The organism is Snuella lapsa (assembly GCF_039539345.1).
GTDB lineage: Bacteria > Bacteroidota > Bacteroidia > Flavobacteriales > Flavobacteriaceae > Snuella > Snuella lapsa.
Map to the genome: position 1 here is coordinate 78758 of NZ_BAABCY010000034.1, position 19921 is coordinate 98678.

13 protein-coding genes are annotated in these 19921 nt (G+C 36.0%); 7 read left to right on the top strand and 6 right to left on the bottom strand.

All coding sequences use genetic code 11. The annotated features are described in order from the left end of the window. Positions 1–107: 107 nt before the first annotated feature. Both ABD792_RS06780 and ABD792_RS06785 read left to right on the top strand, forming a co-directional pair. Complete coding sequence (locus ABD792_RS06780; protein WP_345005113.1) at positions 108–3833, top strand: SusC/RagA family TonB-linked outer membrane protein; 3726 nt, start codon at positions 108–110, stop codon at positions 3831–3833. Between the two features lie 18 nt (positions 3834–3851). Beyond that, positions 3852–5444, top strand: a complete 1593-nt coding sequence (locus tag ABD792_RS06785; RefSeq protein WP_345005114.1) for a SusD/RagB family nutrient-binding outer membrane lipoprotein — start codon at positions 3852–3854, stop codon at positions 5442–5444. Between the two features lie 92 nt (positions 5445–5536). Here the strand turns inward: ABD792_RS06785 and ABD792_RS06790 are convergent, their stop codons facing one another. The 4 genes from ABD792_RS06790 to ABD792_RS06805 all read right to left on the bottom strand — a co-directional run bounded on the left by ABD792_RS06790 (position 5537) and on the right by ABD792_RS06805 (position 8729). After that, positions 5537–6574 carry an asparaginase gene (locus ABD792_RS06790; RefSeq protein ID WP_345005115.1) on the bottom strand — a complete coding sequence of 346 codons (1038 nt, stop codon included), beginning with the start codon at positions 6572–6574 and terminating at the stop codon, positions 5537–5539. A 3-nt stretch (positions 6575–6577) separates the two neighbouring features. Continuing rightward, a complete protein-coding gene (locus tag ABD792_RS06795; protein WP_345005116.1) occupies positions 6578–7345 on the bottom strand; it encodes a TatD family hydrolase in 768 nt (255 codons plus the stop codon). Positions 7346–7410: 65 nt separating this feature from the next. Beyond that, positions 7411–8142 (bottom strand): hypothetical protein, encoded by a 732-nt coding sequence (locus tag ABD792_RS06800; protein WP_345005117.1) that lies wholly within the window; start codon positions 8140–8142, stop codon positions 7411–7413. 5 nt (positions 8143–8147) lie between these two features. Continuing rightward, positions 8148–8729 carry an RNA polymerase sigma factor gene (locus ABD792_RS06805; RefSeq protein WP_199112344.1) on the bottom strand — a complete coding sequence of 194 codons (582 nt, stop codon included), beginning with the start codon at positions 8727–8729 and terminating at the stop codon, positions 8148–8150. A 133-nt stretch (positions 8730–8862) separates the two neighbouring features. Between ABD792_RS06805 and ABD792_RS06810 the strand changes: the two genes are divergently transcribed. The 5 genes from ABD792_RS06810 to ABD792_RS06830 all read left to right on the top strand — a co-directional run bounded on the left by ABD792_RS06810 (position 8863) and on the right by ABD792_RS06830 (position 15712). After that, a complete protein-coding gene (locus tag ABD792_RS06810; protein WP_345005119.1) occupies positions 8863–9306 on the top strand; it encodes a hypothetical protein in 444 nt (147 codons plus the stop codon). A 78-nt stretch (positions 9307–9384) separates the two neighbouring features. Continuing rightward, a complete protein-coding gene (locus ABD792_RS06815) occupies positions 9385–10413 on the top strand; it encodes a hypothetical protein (protein ID WP_345005120.1) in 1029 nt (342 codons plus the stop codon). Between the two features lie 313 nt (positions 10414–10726). Continuing rightward, positions 10727–12679 carry a PKD domain-containing protein gene (locus ABD792_RS06820; RefSeq protein WP_345005121.1) on the top strand — a complete coding sequence of 651 codons (1953 nt, stop codon included), beginning with the start codon at positions 10727–10729 and terminating at the stop codon, positions 12677–12679. Positions 12680–12702: 23 nt separating this feature from the next. Beyond that, positions 12703–15276, top strand: coding sequence for a CHAT domain-containing protein (locus tag ABD792_RS06825; protein WP_345005122.1), 2574 nt, complete (start codon positions 12703–12705; stop codon positions 15274–15276). Beyond that, positions 15269–15712: a retropepsin-like aspartic protease family protein gene (locus ABD792_RS06830; protein WP_345005123.1), complete on the top strand. Its 444-nt coding sequence runs from the start codon at positions 15269–15271 to the stop codon at positions 15710–15712. Before ABD792_RS06825 ends, ABD792_RS06830 begins: the two co-directional genes overlap by 8 nt. Before the next feature lie 115 nt (positions 15713–15827). Here ABD792_RS06830 and odhB read toward each other — a convergent pair whose 3' ends face one another. Next, positions 15828–17039 carry a 2-oxoglutarate dehydrogenase complex dihydrolipoyllysine-residue succinyltransferase gene (gene odhB, locus ABD792_RS06835; protein WP_345005124.1) on the bottom strand — a complete coding sequence of 404 codons (1212 nt, stop codon included), beginning with the start codon at positions 17037–17039 and terminating at the stop codon, positions 15828–15830. 67 nt (positions 17040–17106) lie between these two features. Next, positions 17107–19842 (bottom strand): 2-oxoglutarate dehydrogenase E1 component, encoded by a 2736-nt coding sequence (locus tag ABD792_RS06840; RefSeq protein WP_345005125.1) that lies wholly within the window; start codon positions 19840–19842, stop codon positions 17107–17109. Positions 19843–19921: the final 79 nt, after the last annotated feature.

Here is a 19921-nt window from a genome sequence, read left to right on the forward strand (position 1 = left end):
TGCTTTGCTATATAACCACAAAAAAATCGGAAAATGGTGCAACATCTTCCGATTTCATAAAATGATTTAAAAAATGTCTAATCACTTAATTAAATCGAAACAAAAGTATGAAAAAATTCATTAAAGGGATTGGTATACCCAATAACAAGGCGATCCCTAATTTCAATTTGAAAATGAAACTAACCTCTCTGTTACTAGTACTTTCGTTATTTCAAATTTATGCCAACGATTCATTCAGTCAGAATACCAAGGTGTCATTAGATTTGGATAATGTAACTCTTTTGAATGTTTTAAATGAAATTGAACAAAAAACCGACTACAAATTCTTATACGAGAAGAATGTCTTTTACCCTAATAAAGTTGTAAGTTTATCCGTTAAGAAAAGGAAGCTTTCCAACGTACTGGATAAATTATTTCAAGATTTTAATGTTTCCTTTGTTTATCTGGACAAACAAATAATAATTAAGCCGAACCGTTTAGGTGGTTCCTCTAACACCAATGACAGCTCCTCTAATTATCAACAAATTGAAGTAAGTGGAAACATAACTGACGCTAATGGTGTTCCTTTACCTGGCGCTAATATCATTGTAAAAGGAACCGCTAATGGCACATCATCTGATTTCGATGGCAATTACTCTATCCAGGTGTCCAATGCCAATGCTGTTTTACTGTTCTCTTTTGTAGGCTATAATACCCAAGAAGTACCATTGAATGGCAAAACTGTTATTAATGTGGTTCTGGAACAAAGTCAGGAAGCACTTAATGAAGTTGTCATTACTACAGCATTAGGCATAAAAAGACAAAGTAAAGAATTAGGGTATGCAGCTCAAAACATAAAGGCTGAAGAGGTCACAATAGCAGCCCCTGTAGATGTTGCTCAAGGCCTACAAGGAAAAATAGCAGGATTAAACATAGCGACTTCAAATGGTATAGGAAATGCCTCTTCTCGAATAGTTATTAGAGGCAATAATAGCTTATTTGGCAGAAACCAACCTTTAATCGTCGTTGATGGTGCCATAGTGGAAAATACAGAACTAGAACAAGGTAATGTAGGAAATAATCAGGACTCTTACCGAGACTGGGGTAACTATTTGAGCTATCTGGATATGAGTACTGTAGAAGACATTAATGTGTTAAAAGGCCCTAGTGCGGCAGCACTCTATGGAGCTCGAGGAGCCAATGGCGTTATTTTGATTACGTCTAAAAAAGGTTCTAAAAGAGAAGGTGTTGGGATACGATACAATGTCTCTAGTGTTATTTCAGATGTATATCGATTTACAGAAGTTCAAAACGAATTTGGCGGTGGTTTTAGAGCAGGTTTATTTACAGCAAACCCACAATTACCCAAAACGGCTTCAGGAGAAAACTTCCCGGCCATTTTATATCCACAAGCCTGGAGTGGCAACCCTTACCCTGGAGCTTCGGGTATAGATTCATTTCACGGCACAGTCCCTGGGGGATACAACACCTGGGATATTTTTAGCTGGTTTGGAGCAGGTTCTTCATGGGGACCAAGACTGGATGGTACTCAGGCCCTTTGGTGGGATGGAGAAACAAGATCTTATTCTCCACAACCTAACAATAGAGAATATATGTTTAAGCAAGGCCTGGAAACTACACATAATTTATCATTTTCATCAGCCAGCGACTTTGGCAGCATAAGAGTTGGGTATGTTCATAAAGAAGGTGATGCTATTGTAGAGAACACTAATTACAAGAGTAATAGTTTCTCACTAGGATCTCATGTCAATATTTCTGAGGTATTAAGTGCCGATATCAATGCAGCCTATAACCAAAACTTTAGATTAAACACACCAGAAATTGGCAATAACAATTCCTGGACCAAATTCAATATTTATGGTATGTCCAGAGAATATAAAGGCCTAGAAAAGGACTTATATTACGGTGAAGATTTATACGATGGCTATAGGGTGAATTTTGGAGGAGCCTATCCACATGCCGAGTATAGTAGAGATTTATTCTGGGACCTTTATGAAAACAATGACCGTTTATGGCGGGATCAGTTCTTATCTACAATAAAAGTAAATGCTGAAATTACACCTTGGTTAAATGCTTTTGTAAGAACATCTGCAGACTTGTTAGGAACAAGATTTGAAGAAGCCAACAACACACTAAATTCCAATGGATTGAATGGCGGCTCTTTTAGAAAAACAGTAAGTAAGTCTAGAACTTACAATACAGATATCATGGCCACCCTTCATAAAGATGATTTTTTAACTGATGGATTTAATGCCAGCCTTACTTTAGGATACAATAACTACTCAACCAATTCATCAGGCGTTAAAGGGGAAAATTTAGGACCTTTTAAAGTACCTAATGTATATTCGTTATCTAATTGGACCAATAGAAATGATACTAGAATAAGTGAGACGAGATATGATATTAAATCATTTTCTTATTTAGGGTTTTTAAATCTTTCTTACAAAGACTATTTATTTCTAGAAGTAACAGGAAGACAAGATTATACGTCTACCTTACCAAAAAATAATAATTCTACGTTTTACCCATCAGCGAGTACCTCTTTCGTGTTTACAGAAGCTCTGGATCTAGGGAACTTTGAAAACACTCTAAACTATGGAGCTTTACGGTTTGCTTTGGGAAAAAGTGCTAATGCTGCAGACCCTTACCAATTGGACAACACCTACACTACCAGTTCATATGGAAATATTACTACTATTTCAAGACCTGATGTGATCCCGCCTCAAGAATTAACATTCCAAACATCGGTTTCAAAAGAATTAGGCTTGGCTTTAGGACTTCTAAACAATAGAATTAACCTAGACGTAACCTATTACGATATAAAATCTGAAAATCAAATTATTACATCGGCTATTTCCTTAGCTTCTGGGGCAGGTAAAGTAACTATTAACTCAGGAGAACTTACCAATAAGGGATTTGAATTTATAGTTAATGCTAAGATCATTAAAGATGATAATTTCTCTTGGGACTTTTCATTCAACGGATCTAAAAACACCAACAAAGTGGTAGCATTAGGAGAAGGTGTGGAAGAGCAACAAATCGCAACCGTTTTTGGTAGTTTGGGAGCATTTATGAAAGCTTCAGTAGGAGAGAATTATGGAACCATTTATGGAACCGATTTTGAATTGGATGACCAAGGCAGAAGACAGGTAACCAATATCTACAATCAAGATGGAAGTGGCGAGGTTGTTGGTACCCAGTATGTAGTATCCAATGAAGTTCAAAAAATAGGAAATGCTGCTCCAAAATTAACTGGAGGTTTTGGAAATGTATTTAGATACAAAAACTTTAGATTGAGTGCTTTAATGGACTTTAAATTAGGGGGGGATATTTATTCTGTAGACCATGCCGTAGCTATGGGAAGTGGATTGGCACCAGAAACAGCAGCTGCAAGACAAGATGGCGCTGGTTTACCCTACACTTATCCTGATGGCACTACTGCCAATATAGGTATGATTATGGAAGGGTTTAATGTGGACGATAATCGAGATAACGATCGTGTAGTACACCCTGTTTATTACTACGGTATTACATATGCAGGATGGTCTCACTTAAACAGGCCTAGAAGTTTATCGGTTTTTGAAAACTCTTGGATAAAACTAAGAGAACTGTCACTTACTTATAATGTCCCCCAGGATATTTTAAACAAAACTAAAATATTCCAAAACATGTCTGTTTCCTTAGTCGGAAGAAACCTTTTCTACTTGTATACCACATTGCCGCAGAAGTTGAATCCTGAAGGAATAAATGGAACTGGCAACGGACAAGGCTTACAGTGGTCTGCTTTCCCAAGCATAAGATCGGTAGGTTTTAATGTTAAGGTAGGGTTTTAATAACTAAAAAAAAGAACAATGAAGATAAATAATATAAGAACAATATATAGAGGGGCTTGCACCATGCTCCTGATGCTAGGTTTGTTATCCATACATTCTTGTGATGATGATTTTGGAGACATTAACAAAAATTACGAAGCTAATATATATGAAGCTAATGTTCCTGGATTGTTTGCAGGTTTATTAAGATCCTTGCAAAAAGAAGGAGCCCATTATAGAATTCCAGTAGCTTGGTTATACCAATGGAATCAGCAAGCAGCAATGTACTCGGCATCTGGTTATCGTTTAGACGATAATACAACCCAACCATGGCAAAACTATTATAAAAATTTAGCCAATTCTTATGACATTGAACATTTAATTGCTGAGGAAGAAGATGCTTCATCAATGACAAACATTTTAGCTATGACCAAAGTGGTGATGGCCTACAAAACACTTGCTAACACTTTGCTTTATGGCGATATGCCATATACAGAAGCTGGTAAAGGTTTCTTTGACACTTCGGCTTTCAGACCGACTTATGATGACCAGCAATCTATCATGCACGCTGCCATTGAAGATTTAACCTGGGCCATGGACAATTTGTCCACAAGTGGAACGCAGGTTTCAATAGGAGCATCTGATGTTCTTTTTGGTAATGACGTTAGTCAGTGGATAAAATTTACAAACTCATTACGCTTAAGATATGCTATGGTTATGGTTGAAAAAGATGCTTCATTTGCGGAACCAATTATAGCTGATGCCCTAACAAAACCATTATTAGCTGCCAATGAAAATGTATGGCTAGATCCTGGGGTAACTACTGTATTAAATAATAGAGAAGGTTTTTTTAGAGGTAACTCCTATATGCGAATGGGGTCTACTATGTTTAATGCTATGTCCAGCACGAATGCTGTAGATGGCTCTGGTATTTATGATTTAAGATGCCCTATTCTTTTTGAGCCAAATGAAGACGATGAATGGGTACCTTATCCTCAAGTTCCGGATAATACTACCCCAACAGTAACAGGAAACCCACATGTTGGAGCAAGACTGACGGATTGGAATTCAAACAGATCAAACTTTGCAACATTCAACGTGTACTATGTACAAGATCACACTATACCTCAGTTTATCTTAACTGGTTCACAAGTAAGCTTCCTAAAAGCTGAAATATATAATAGAGGCTTGGCAGGTGTTGCTGCTAACCCCGCTATGGCACAGACCTTTTATGAAGAAGGCATTACAGCATCTGTAAACTTTTGGTATAACCATGCTTTTAATTCAATTTGGTCAGTCAATAAGCCAGCAGCGGCAGCACCAACAGCAACTGAGTTAAACGACATGCTAACCCATCCCGAAGTGGCTTATAGTGCAGATGCAGCAACAGCTTTAAGTCAAATCTATAAGCAAAGCTGGATTGCAATGATACACCAACCATTTGAAGCTTGGAATTTACAAAGAAGGACTAATAATGCAACACCTAATGTATCATTACCGTCTACTAGTTTAGTAACTGATTTTAACAGATTAACCTATCCTCCTTCCGAAAGAGAAACGAATCGCACCAATTGGACTGCGATCACAGGAGGTACGGACTCAGAAAAAATCAAAATATGGATCCAGCCCTAAACAGAGGCATAATAATCATTTGATACAATAAAAAAGGTAGCTTAAGCTACCTTTTTTATTGTAATTTGTTTCCATCTATCAAAAACTTTATTTTATAGTTTAGACATCTCCCCTCTTAGCGAAGTTTCATAAATGGCTTTAAACTCTTTTTGAGAAACAGGTAATCCTAACATATACATTAATTTACTAATTGCCGCTTCGGTGGTGATATCCTTTCCCGAAATAACGCCGATGTTCTTCAACTGATTACTCGTTTCATAATGTCCCATAATAACACTACCTCCAGAGCACTGGGTAATATTGATAATATAAATCCCTTTGGATATGGTCTCTTCAAGCAAATTAACAAACCAAGATTCGGTAGTACTATTACCCGCTCCATAAGTTTCCAGAATTACGGCTTTTAAATTGGGTGTTACGATAATGTTTTTCATGAGCGCTTCTGAAATACCTGGAAACAACTTAATGAGTGCTACGTTATTATCCATTCTTTTATGAACCAATAAACGTTTCTTTGTATCATGCTTAAACAAATAGTCTTTATTTAGTTTTAAATGTACTCCAGAAGTTGCCAATTCGGGATAATTTAATGATGCAAAAGCCTCAAAATGTTCTGCATTTATTTTAGTTGTTCTATTTGCTCTATATAATTTATATTCAAAATACAAGCACACCTCTTGTATTACTGGATTATTATCTTTTTGCAATGAAGCAACTTGAATGGAGGTTATTAAATTCTCTTTTGCATCGGTACGCAAATCACCAATGGGTAATTGCGATCCAGTAAACACAACTGGCTTCGCTAAATTCTCTAACATAAAACTCAAAGCAGAGGCAGTATAACTCATTGTATCACTACCATGCAGCACCACAAAACCATCAAATGCTTCATAATTCTTTTCAATCAATTCAGCTATTTGCACCCAATAATCTGGATTCATATTACTAGAATCTATTGGTTCTTTAAAGGAAACCGTATCGATATTGCAGTCTAATAAATTCAGTTCAGGAATACGTTCTAACAAGCTTTTAAAATCAAAAGCTCGAAGCACGCCTGTTTTAAAATCTTTAACCATACCAATGGTCCCTCCGGTATAAATAAGCAATATATTAGGTTTGGATTGGCTCATAGCTTAAATTTTAAATACGGCTTTGGAATTTTCAGTGGTTATTTTGGCTATTTCTTCTACTGAAACGCCATATATTTCAGCTAATTTATGCAGCACATTTTTTACATAAGCACTTTCATTTCGTTTTCCCCTATATGGCACAGGCGCCAAATAGGGCGCATCGGTTTCTAAAACAATATGCTTCAGGTCAATTTGGTTTAAAAACTGGTCGATCTTACCATTCTTGAAGGTAGCCACACCACCAATACCCAGCTTCATATTATAGCTCATAGCCCTATGCGCTTGCTCTAAACTCCCCGTAAAACAATGAAAAATCCCAAAAAGATCATCACTTTTTTCGGCATCTAAAACGTCAAATATTTCATCAAAGGCATCGCGACAATGAATAACAATTGGTAGTTTATACTGCTTTGCCAACTTTATTTGGTGCTTAAAAGCTATTTGTTGTATCCCTAATGTAGACTTATCCCAATACAAATCAATACCAATCTCACCTACAGCATAAAAAGTTCGTGTGGAAAGTAAATCTTCTACATGAGCCAGCTCTTCCTTATAATTATCTTTTACATGGGTAGGATGCAATCCTGCCATTAAAAAAACATGCTCGGGGTAATCTTGTTCCAATTGCAACATTGCTTCGGTATAAGTGGAGTCGATAGCTGGAACGAAAAATCGAGAAACTCCAGCTTCAATTGCGCGCACCATCATTTCGGCTCGATCCTCATCAAAAGCCTCACTGTATAAATGCGTATGTGTATCGGTAATAATCATGGGGTAAAAATATAAAAGTCATCTGTTTAAACAGATGACTTTTATATTTTTATTAGGTTTCTTAACTAATCTAACTTACTTAAAAGCTTTTGAGCACGCTCAAAATCTTCGGCTTCCTCGGGCAACGTCTTTAAAACAGCCTTACAGGCTTTATAATCTTTTTGTTTTAACTTACTTAAAGCTAAGTACCAAATAGCCTTATTCTTAAATACCGAATTGCCTTTAGTTATACCATCTAGTTCAGTATCTGCTTTATCAAATTCATTCAACTCAATATTGGCAATAGCTCTATAAAGCTTCAATTCGGCATTTTCGGTATCTAAAGCGATAAGTTTATTTAAAGCCTTACTCGCTTTATTAAAATCTTTTGTATTAAATGCTATTTCGGCTGTTTTAATCAATTCGGAATCATCGCCTCTAACAGTTAAGCTAACATTACCATAATTGGCATAGTCGCTATAAACTGGAGTTGATTGATTAAACATAAAAACCCCAATTAGCAACACAATACTAGCAGCTACAGCATACTGCCAAGGCCTTAAGGCAAAAACCGTTTTCTGCTTTTTATATTTACTAAAATGTGTATTCGATATATTTTCCAGATTACTTTTAAAAGCCTCTGATGGCGTTTCATTTTCTAAGGTATGTGCTAAAAAAGCAGACAGTTCTTTATAGGTGTTGAATGCCTTGTTGAATTCGGCATCAGCTTTTAACCTAGTTTCAAAATTTATGCGTGCTTCTTGCGACAACTCATTAGTGAGGTAAGCTTCAAATGCTGTATAATCTTGCTCTTCCATGACAGTTACGAATTAAGTTGGTTAAATTTTGGCGAGCCCTGAACTAATGCTGTTAGCTTCCCTATACATAAAGATTTCTTTTTCCTAGCATAAGCATAACTTACGCCTAAACTTGCAGCAACTTCTTCCATTGATTTTATTTTAAAAGTTGCTCTTAACAAATCCTTACAGGCTGCTCCCAATTTTTGAAACATTTCGGCAAATAAAGCTTCTTTTTCGCCAAACAATACTGTTTCAAATACTAACTCCTGAACGTCGTCACCTTTAGATAAAACTTCCTCATTAATTGTTACCTCCTTATTTGCGTTTTTTTTCAATTCATTTAGCCATTTACGTTTACAAAGCAGAAAAAAATAAGCGTCAAACGGACAAGTAAGCGTTAACTTTTTCTGACTAGCTTGATTGTAAATAGTTATTAAAGTGTCTTGAACAACATCTTGTGCTTCATCTACACTTCCACTATTCTGCTTAATATAATTAACCACCTTGGGTACAAACTTATCGTAAATAGCCTGAATAATAAATGAGTTGTTTTCCAACAAGCCATTGATGTATTTCTGGTCTTCGTGTACTTTTTTTTCGCTCATTAACACCTTGTCTTTGCTACTAAAGTAAAAAAACTTTGAGACACATGGGTAACAATTTTTAAACGGTTTTGATATAAGGGTGTATAGCAAAATGCTAAACGAAAATTTAATTAATCTAAAACATTTAGAAATCATGAGAAAATCAATTTTAATTATCGCAACTGTAGCATTATCCATAGTAAACTTAAATGCTACCAATAACAAAAAGCCACTTGCTATTTCTATTGAAGCTACAACTATTACAAAAAGCCATATAGCCCAAGTATTCGAATGGGAAGTTAAAACCAATAAAGGAACATATTCTGGAACAACCTTAAGCTTACAAAAAGCAAAGCAAATGATTGCCCTATCGAGTAGTGGTGAAATTGTAAAAAACAAAAAGATTACCAGTTATTTCATTTTAAAAAATGAGCTTAACAGCACCAACAAAAGAAACTACTTCTGGGAAGTTAAAACTGCAACAGGCTTCGCAAAAGGCTATGCTTCCAATGAAGCTTATGCTAAAAAAATGATACAATTGGTAGCCTCTGGAGATGTTATTGTTTCCAAAATCATTATCAGTCAACCGCAACAATAAAAAAATTATCAAAATGGGGTAACAAAATAGTTACCCTGTTTATATAAACTTGAATAATAATTTTAAAACCCAATAATCATGAAAATCACAAAGCAATTTTATGGATATTTAAACAATTTAAATACCGCAAGCAAACAGTTAAAACACATTTTAGGTACCCTTTTGTTAACAGCCTTTATTTTTAGCAGTTGTACAAAAAATGACAGTGACGAATTAATTATTCGTCCAACCGCCGAAGACTTCAACAAACTAAAGGAAAAAGCCCTAGAAAATCTTACACAAACCTTTCAGTTTAATGCTGAAGATGGTGGCGTTACCTTAACCTCTGAAAAAGGAGTTAACATATACATTAACGGTAACTGTTTAACATTAAATGGAAATGCCGTTACTGGCACTGTAGATGTTGAATTTGTTGAGCTGTTTGAAAAAGGCAACATGCTTACTACCAACAAACCAACTATGGGCATCTTACCCAATGGCGACAAAGCCCTGTTAATTTCTGGTGGTGAATTTTATGTAAATGCCTCTCAAAACGGATCAACTTTAGAAACCACCTGCGGATTTCAAATGTCCATTCCGGCTGATTTAACTGGAGGCGTAGACAACGATATGGTACTTTGGAATGGGATAATCGATGAAGAAGGCAACCTTGCTTGGGAAGAAGACAAGCGTGATGCTGCAAATGGTCAAGATGGTGGTGTTTTTGCTGAAGGAAATCAATATTACGGCTTCTTCCAGTCATTTGGATGGTCTAACGTTGATAGGTTTTATAATGATCCTCGCCCTAAAACAACAATTCTTGTAGGGGTTCCAGAAGGATACGACAACACTAACAGTGCCGTTTACTTATCATATGATGGCGAAGAAACCGGATTGGCAAAACTAGACACTTATGACGCTGGTACAGGGCTGTTTAGTGAGCACTACGGGCAAATCCCTATAGGATTAGAATGTCATGTCATTTTTGCCACAGAAGAAGGCAATGACTGGAAATATGCCATACAAGAAGCAACTATAGAAGAGAATGGGATAATTACGTTTACCGAAGGAGAAATGGCTATCGCCACCGAATCACAACTTACTACCATTATCAATGGATTACCGTAAACATCTTTCATGACAACCTACTTTTAGTGGTTGCCCCTTGCTAACCTACTAAACCAGAAGCTCTAGAGCTTCTGGTTTGCCCTTTAGTGAAATGGGCTATAAAGTACACTAACCTCGTATATACAAATACTACCAATATTAAATATGTTGAAAAGGAAGTACTTCATAGTAATCATTTTCATTGTTGTAGCAATTACATTAATAGCCAACATCTGCACTATAATACTCAGCTATTTAGATTAGGCTTAACCCTAAAATTAATTAATACAATAGCGCTTTTTGTATATTTATGGATTACTAAACCAAAACTATTATGAAACGGCCCCTCTTTTATATATTTAGTATACTCTTTATGTGCTCTTATGCACAGCAAACAACTACAAACGACAGCCTTTTAAGAGTAGCAACCATTAAACACCAAGTTAAAAATAATGAAGTAACATTCACACCAGCAACCCCTGAATTAAATCAAATTTCAGGAGCTCCAAAAGCATTTTACACACATTACTGGGAATTTGGTGATGGGCATTTTAGTACTGAAGAACAACCAAAACACATTTACAAACAACCAGGTGAATATGAAGTAAAACTGTGGGCCACCAACAACTACGATACAGGTAAGCCTCCCACAACACGACCCAAAAAGATAGCAATTAACACAATAACTACCACATACAATGATGTAGCTACAATGGATGAAGATTTCATCTTAAAACGTAACAGAGAACCTGTTCCCAGTGAAGAAATGGTTGTCATCATGCAATATAAAAACCCTAAGGACTATATTACTAACGGTAAGCTTTATTTATTTTACAACGAACACAAATACAATGCAAACAACTTTAATTTAATAGACACCAGAACCCATCATAATGAAACACACATACCCTCTAATGCATTTACTTATACAAATAATATAGACGATGATCGCACCTATATAGCAACTTCAAATAACGAGGTGTACAAAGCAAGTACCATTTTACAGGATTCTACCGAAAAAATGAACCTCCCTCTTAGTATTGAAGAATCCAAGGCCTATTACAAAAACTGGACACTTTTAGAATTCGACAATATGCAGCCCAAGGAAGAGCGTAATATTTTCTTCAGCCTTAAAACCACTCCCGAAATGGTTAAGGACACCAGTGCAATTATTTCTGTAAGAGGCATATATGTTCCCGATGGAAATTACGACAACCACAAAGTAAAAGACATGGAAATGGAAATTGTCACCTCACACGATCCCAATAAAATGTCATCCAACGGCACTTTTATGAATTACAGGCTTGTTCGGTTTAAAACCTTAAAATATAAAATTAAGTTTCAAAATAACGGCGAAGGTCCTGCTCGAACCATTCGGTTAGAAACAGACATCCCAGAAATGCTCGACAAATCAACCTTAAAGGTTCTAGACATGTATCCTAAGTGCAAAATATGCCCCAAACAAGAAGTATCTTATAGCTGCTTAGACACTTCCTATACAGACACGCAGGCCATCTTTACCTTTAAAAATATCTATCTACCCGGTAGCGAGCAAAAAAACGTTAAGGAATACGATTCCACCAAAGGCTTTGTTAAATATAGTATTAAGTTTGCTAAAGATTTTCATAAGAAAAAGACCAAGAGTAAAACCGCCATTATTTTTGATAAAAACGATCCCATTATCACAAACTATGCTACTACCAGATTTCTTCCTGGTATTTCCATTGGAGCCAAAATGGGGTACAATTCTTTTAGCGACTTAAAAAATTCAGAAAGTTACTTCTTTGGAGCTACCTTATCACCTTATAAATCTTACAGATGGTATTGGCAAGTAGAATTAATGAACAATTTCCATAACTACGAAAGCAATACTACCGTTAGAGACGACATTGTTGATGGCGCTCAAGGATTTCAGCATTTACGACGCACAACATCTTATGTAACTTACGAAAACATTGATTGGGACACCCCTGTTTTAATGCGTTACAATGTTAATAATTACCTAGGGCTCGGAGCTGGTTTGCAAAACACTATTTCAGTAAGCGAAAAGCAAAAACAATCCGTCATGATCGAAGATTTTGAAGGCACCGATCCAAGAAACCCCATTATAAGCTCTGAAGAAACAAGTAGTAACAAAACAAATACTTTTACTAATTTAAGAACCGGTTTGTTATTTGAAGCTACCGCTGGATTTGCTAGAATAGGCCCAAGTATAGGTGCGCGCTATATCTTGAACTTTAAAGATAATTTTAATTATTGGCAATTCTACGCTATCTGGAAATTTTAAGGAAAACGTGTTTGGTTATCTATATGAATAAACTCTATGTGCTTTTGTTTTTACACACCGCTTTTGGTTTTTCACAAACCTTGGAAGAGCGTATTTATACAGTTACCGAAACGTTTATTGCAAATAAAAATGAAACGTCATTAAACACCTTAAGCTCCCAAGAGATCCTTTTTAAAAAGCAGGTAGAAACAAAGTATGAACAACTTGCTCTTGTATTTTTACAATGCAACAAAGGACATTACCTTCATGAATTGGGCTTTTTAAATAAGGCCATAACGACTTATGAAGATGCATCGAACAGGTTTAGCACTAATAAACTTAATACCCTATCAGACTTCGACATTATTGAAAGCTGCCTAAAACCTTTGGGAAATCTATATATAAAGACAGGTGATTTCACCAATGCCACCAACACCATTAAACACTATATTTTTCTTGCTACAGAAAAAAGGCAGACAAACCATCAAATTGGTGGTTCTATTAATCTTGTTAAATTATACCAAAGCATCGGTGAACACCAAATAGCCTTAAAAATAACTGAAGACGCCTTAAAATCATCCAAAGCATCACGTGCTCAAAAAGAAAACCTACAAATTGCAAAAGTTAACAGCTTAATAGCCTTAAAAGCATTTGACCAAGCATTGATTGAAAACAATAGCCCTTTTATCAATTCTAAATTCAGTAAATATAAAAACAGCTATAACATTGCTTTACAAAAAGAAAATTACCCAGGGGCATTACATCATTTCAATAAAGCAAAAGCATTTTTGAAAACGACTATTTTAACATCCAGGGAATCAGCAAAATTTTATGTAGAAGAAGCACAGCTTTACATACTACTAAACAAACCTAACAAGGCCTCAGAAAGCTTAAAAACTGCATTAAACATATTAGTTCCAGACTACAAAAAAGAAGCACTACCTCCTAAAGAACTATTATATGCAGAAAATACATTTATTGATATTTTCGACTTATATGCATCCATACAAACTAACACCGCAACAGCTTTAAACAGTTTGGACCTGAGCTTTTTTGTTTCAAAATTACTGCGCAATAACTGGACCTCGCAGGAAAGTAAAATAAAAAACCAAGTTGCTGATAGGCACAGAAGCGAAACCTGTATCGATTTACTTTTTAACGCCTATAACAACTCTAAAGAAAATACTTTTATACTTCAGGCCTTTCAATATGCCGAAAATAGTAAAGCAAGTGTACTTACAGATATCCTTATAAAAAAACAACGCTTACAACACTATCCTAAAGACAGTCTATTAATTAGGGAAATCGCTCTTTTAAAAGAACAAGAACACGTTACTAGTTTATTAATAAAAGAACAGTTAGGAACATCACAAGCCTCAAAAATAAGTGCGCTAAGCCAAAAACTAAGCAGCATATCGTTTCAACTAAAGACACTAAAACCCAAAATTTCAAAAAAATATCCCGACAACAGCAATTCATTATCCATAAACGACTTGCAACAGAAACTTAAAACAGACAAAGCTACCCTGGTCTACTATTTTTTTGGAAAAAACTCCATTTACCAATTTATCTTTTCACAAACCAATAGTAGGCTACATAAAATAGCCCTAAGCGATACTACAAGAAAAGAACTCACAGATTTTATACATCTTTTTGATAATGCTTCCATTATAAACAACAATATTAAAGATTACACACAATTAGCCCACCAAGTATACAACCTATTAAACTTTAATACCGTTAAAACCGAAAAAAATGTAGTTGTTATACCAGATGGCCTGTTAAATTTTGTTCCTTTTGAAGCCCTTTTAACCAAACATGTAAATACCACTGCCTTTTCTAAAATGCCCTATGTTGTAAAGCAACAAACCATAGTTTACAATACCAATGCCTTATTTTATTTAAATGAAAGAGTAAAAGCTAAGAACAATAAGTTATTGGGATACTTCCCTGTGTTTGAAAACAGCAACAAACAGCTAAGCTATTCTATCGATGAAGCCAAAACCATACAAAACGAAATGCCTTCCAAACTGTTTTTAAGAAAGGCTGCCACCAAAAGTAGCTTTATAGAAAATGCACAAAACTATGGCACCATTCATTTATCTACCCATGCCAGTGGCGGTGATTTTGTTTCGCCTGCAAGCATTGACTTTTATGATGACAGCCTGTATTTACATGAATTATACAGTCTTGATTTAAATAGCAATTTGGTTGTTTTAAGCGCTTGTGAAACAGGAATTGGAACGCTTTATAAAGGGGAAGGGCCAATGAACATGGCTCGCGGCTTCCAATATGCTGGTGCACAAAACCTTTTGATCTCCTTATGGCAAATAAACGATTTATCGACCTCACAAATTATGCGATCATTTTACAAGCACTACCATAATAACAAATTGGCCTACCGTGCTAACAGGATATCTAAAATTGATTATCTGGAAGACAAATCCATTAGTAATGTAAAGAAATCACCTTATTACTGGAGTGCATTTGTTTTTTATGGTTCCTTTGGCAAGCCGGCAGATTCCGACCTTTCCTTATTATTTTTTTATATAGGGATCAGTATTGTAATCATTCTAATTGCCGTACTTTTGATGCCGAAATTAAAAACTAATGACTGAAACACTACAACAATTTCTACTTGAGAAAGACTACACCAAAATAAAACTAAAGCTAACAAAGACCAACCATTTTGAAATAAAAGCTTCCATAAATGGCATCAAAGGACGTTTTATTTTAGACACCGGAGCCTCTAGTTCTTGTGTTGGCTTTGATGCTATTGATACTTTTAAGTTAAAGGTTAAAGATTCTGAAATAAAGGCTGCTGGTGCTGGTGCTATTGATATGGAAACGAAAATATCCAATAAAAATAAAGTAAAGATTGGTAAATGGCGTAGCAATAAAATCCCTTTGGTCCTGTTTAATCTAGACCATGTAAATACAGCTCTTATCAACCATAATTCAAAACCTGTAGATGGTATCATAGGAGCAGATATACTTAAAAAATCAAAAGCTATTATTGATTACGACAAGAAATACTTATACCTTAAGCTATAATACCATTTACACCTTGAAGTTACCTAACAAAAGTATGATTGACATAAAAAAAGTGCTACCATATTTATTGGCAGCACTTCTTATAAGTTAATTTAATAAAACACTATCTATCTACCTATAGCTCAAGTGCTTTTTTAACATCGTTATTCATTAAAAGCTCTATTGGGTTTTCTAAAGCTTCTTTTACAGCCACTAAGAACCCAACACTTTCCTTACCATCTATAATTCTGTGATCGTACGACAATGCAACATACATCATTGGATGAATTTCTACATTACCGTTAACAGCGATCGGGCGCTCAATAATATTGTGCATACCTAGTATTCCACTTTGTGGCGGGTTGATAATTGGTGTAGATAACATACTACCAAACACTCCTCCATTAGTAATGGTAAATGTTCCTCCGGTCATTTCATCAACAGTTATTTGTCCATCACGAGCACGTAAGGCCAAACGCTTAACTTCAGATTCCACACCTCTAAAACTTAAATTTTCAGCATTGCGAATTACTGGCACCATCAAACCTTTAGGTCCCGAAACCGCAATACTAATATCACAGAAATCGTAAGATACCATTTCTTTACCATCGATCATAGAGTTAACAGCAGGATACATTTCTAAGGCTCTCACTACTGCCAAAGTAAAGAAACTCATAAACCCTAAACCAACACCGTGCTTTGCTTTAAACGTCTCTTTATATTCGTTACGCAGCGCAAATATTATCGACATGTTAACTTCGTTAAATGTGGTTAACATCGCTGTAGTGTTTTTAGCTTCTACCAAACGCTCTGCTACCTTACGGCGCAACATAGACATTTTGCTTCTGGTAGTACCTCTATTTCCTCCGGTTGGCGTTCCCATAGAAGGCACAGCTTTAACAGCGTCTTCTTTAGTAACTCTACCATCCTTTCCAGTGCCAGAAACAGAAGCGGCATCGATTCCTTTTTCTGCTAAAATCTTTTTGGCTGCTGGGCTTGCGGCTCCAGTTGCATACGTTTTTGTTTCAGTAACGGCTGCTGGTTTAGCTACCTCCTCTTTTGGAGCAGTCTCTTCTTTTACCTCAGCAACAGTAGCACCTTCAGGTTTTTCAGCACTTGTATCGATGAGACATACTACAGCTCCAACGGCTACAGCATCGCCTTCTTCTGCTTTAAGCGTGATAACACCACTTACTTCTGCAGGCAATTCTAAAGTTGCCTTATCACTATCTACTTCCGCAATAGCTTGGTCTTTTTCTACATAATCACCATCTTCAACCAACCAAGTTGCTATTTCCACTTCTGTGATGGATTCTCCCGGTGAAGGCACTTTCATTTCTAAAATCATTCTCTATAATTTTAATTGTATTCTGAATTACTATCTATTCTATATTCTTATCTAAACGTAATCGTTTTTATCGAAAAACAGCTTCAATTACGCGTCTTTGTCTTGCTTTATCACGTGTACTGGATCCTGGAGCAGGTACCGAACTGTAAGGTCTAGACATAACTTCCAGCTTTACTAAATCCATACGCTGGGCCATATGCGTCCAAGCTCCCATATTTTTAGGTTCTTCCTGGGCCCAAATATAGTTTTCAACATTTGGATAACGATCTATAACCTTTTGAAATTTATCTAAATGCAAAGGAAACAACTGTTCAACCCTTACCAATGCAACATCATCTCTTTCTAAAGTTTCCCTTTCAGCCAATAAATCATAATAGAATTTACCTGTACAGAAAACAAGTTTCTTTACATTCTCTGGTTGTATTGTATCGTCTATAAGCTCTTGAAACGCTCCATTAGCTAACTCACTAATAGAGGAAACGGCCTTAGGATGCCTTAACAAACTTTTAGGAGTAAAAACAATTAGCGGCTTTCTAAAATCGCGTTTCATCTGACGACGCAACAAGTGGAAAAAATTAGCAGGTGTTGTACAATCTGCTACAATCATATTGTCTTCGCCACAAAGTTGCAAATAGCGTTCTATTCTTGCCGATGAATGTTCAGATCCTTGACCTTCATATCCATGTGGCAGTAAAACAACGATACCATTTTGCGACTTCCATTTATCCTCTGCTGCCGATAAATATTGGTCAAATATTATTTGAGCACCATTACTAAAATCACCAAACTGAGCTTCCCAAATGGTTAAAGTATTTGGATTTGTCAAAGCGTAACCATAGTCAAACCCCAACACGCCATATTCTGATAAAAAGGAATTAAAAATATCCATTTTACCTTTATTTTCAGTGTTGGTATTTAGTAAATTAATACGATCTTCTGATATTTCATCACGTAATATAGCATGTCTATGACTAAAAGTCCCGCGCTCTACGTCTTGGCCAGACATACGCACATTATAGCCCTCTTCTAACAAACTTCCGTAAGCCAAAGTTTCGGCCATACCCCAATCTAGGGTATCCGTTTCAAAAACCATTTTTGCACGTCCCTCTAAAATACGTTCTGCCTTACGTAAAAACTTGACGCCATCTGGCACAGTAGACACCACTTTAGAAATATGCTCCAACTTTTCCTTTGGATAAGTTGTATCTATAGTTTCTAACATCGCTTCAACGCCCTTACGACTAAAGCCTTCCCAACGCTCCTGCATAAACTCTCTTACCTTGGAAGATTCTGCTGCTTTAGACTTAGCATATTCGCGTTCGAGTGTTTCTCTGAAATCAGCTACAATTTTATCCAAATACGCTTTATCAATTGTATTTTCAGCAATTAACCTATCTGAGTATATCTTGAACGGATTTGGGTGCTTTGCAATTTGTTTGTACAATTTAGGCTGTGTAAAACGTGGCTCATCTCCTTCGTTATGTCCATATTTACGATATCCCAAAAGATCGATATACACATCTTTTTTATAACGCATTCTATATTCCAAAGCCATTTCTACGGCATGTACAACTGCTTCTGCGTCATCAGAATTAACATGTAGTACAGGAGACAAGGTTACCTTAGCCACATCGGTACAATATGTGCTTGAACGCGCATCTAAATAGTTTGTTGTAAATCCAATTTGATTGTTGACAACAATATGGATGGTACCTCCTGTTTTGTAACCGTTTAGCTGGCTCATTTGCCCAACCTCATATGTAATACCTTGACCAGCTATAGCGGCGTCACCATGTACTAATATAGGAATGATCTTGGAATCATCACCATTGTAATCGTCATCAATTTTCGCACGTGTAATACCTTCAGCAACAGGCCCTACAGTTTCTAAATGTGATGGATTGGGAACCAAGTTCATTTTTATGGATTTACCATTTTGATAGGTCTTATCTAAGGTTAATCCCAAATGGTATTTTACGTCACCATCAATATTTTCATCTTCAAAATCCTTACCATCGAATTCGCTAAAAAGCTCATTCATAGGCTTCCTGAAAATATTCACCAAAGTATTTAACCTTCCTCTGTGGGCCATTCCCAAAACACATTCCTTTACATCGTATTTTTCAACGGCATAAAACAACACGTTACTAATGGCAGGAATTAATGATTCACCACCTTCCAGGGAAAAACGTTTCTGCCCAACGTACTTGGTCTGCAAAAAGTTCTCGAAAGAGACAGCTTGGTTTAACTTTGAAAGAATATATTTTTTAATTTCTGTTGTATAATTGGGGTGATTATCGTTTTCGTTCAAGCGCTCTTGCCACCATTTAATCACTTTAGGGTTACGCAAATACATATACTCAACCCCAATAGAACTACAATAAATACGTTCTAAATGCGTAATAATTTTACGCAAGGTTTGCGCCCCAATACCCAAAATATCACCAGCATTAAAAACAGTATCCAGATCGTTTTCGGACAACCCAAAATTCTCTATTTCTAGCGATGGAGAATAAGTTCGCCTATCACGAACTGGATTTGTTTTTGTAAACAAATGTCCTCTCATTCTATAACCATCTATAAGCTGTACAACCTGAAACTCTTTTTGTACTTTTTCTGGTATTTGCGTTGAAACACCGTCAATTACTTCACCATTCACCCCATAACTTTCACTCCCAAAATCGTAACCTTGAAAAAAGGCTCGCCAACTAGGTTCTACTGCATCGGGATTTTGTAAATACTGATCGTATAAATCAGCAAAATACGCTGTGTGTGCGGCGTTTAAAAAGGAAAATTTATCCATTATTATTTTTAATACACTATTGCTTAGTCAAAATTTTTTCAAAAATACAACTTTTACCAAAATTAGATGTTTCTTTTAT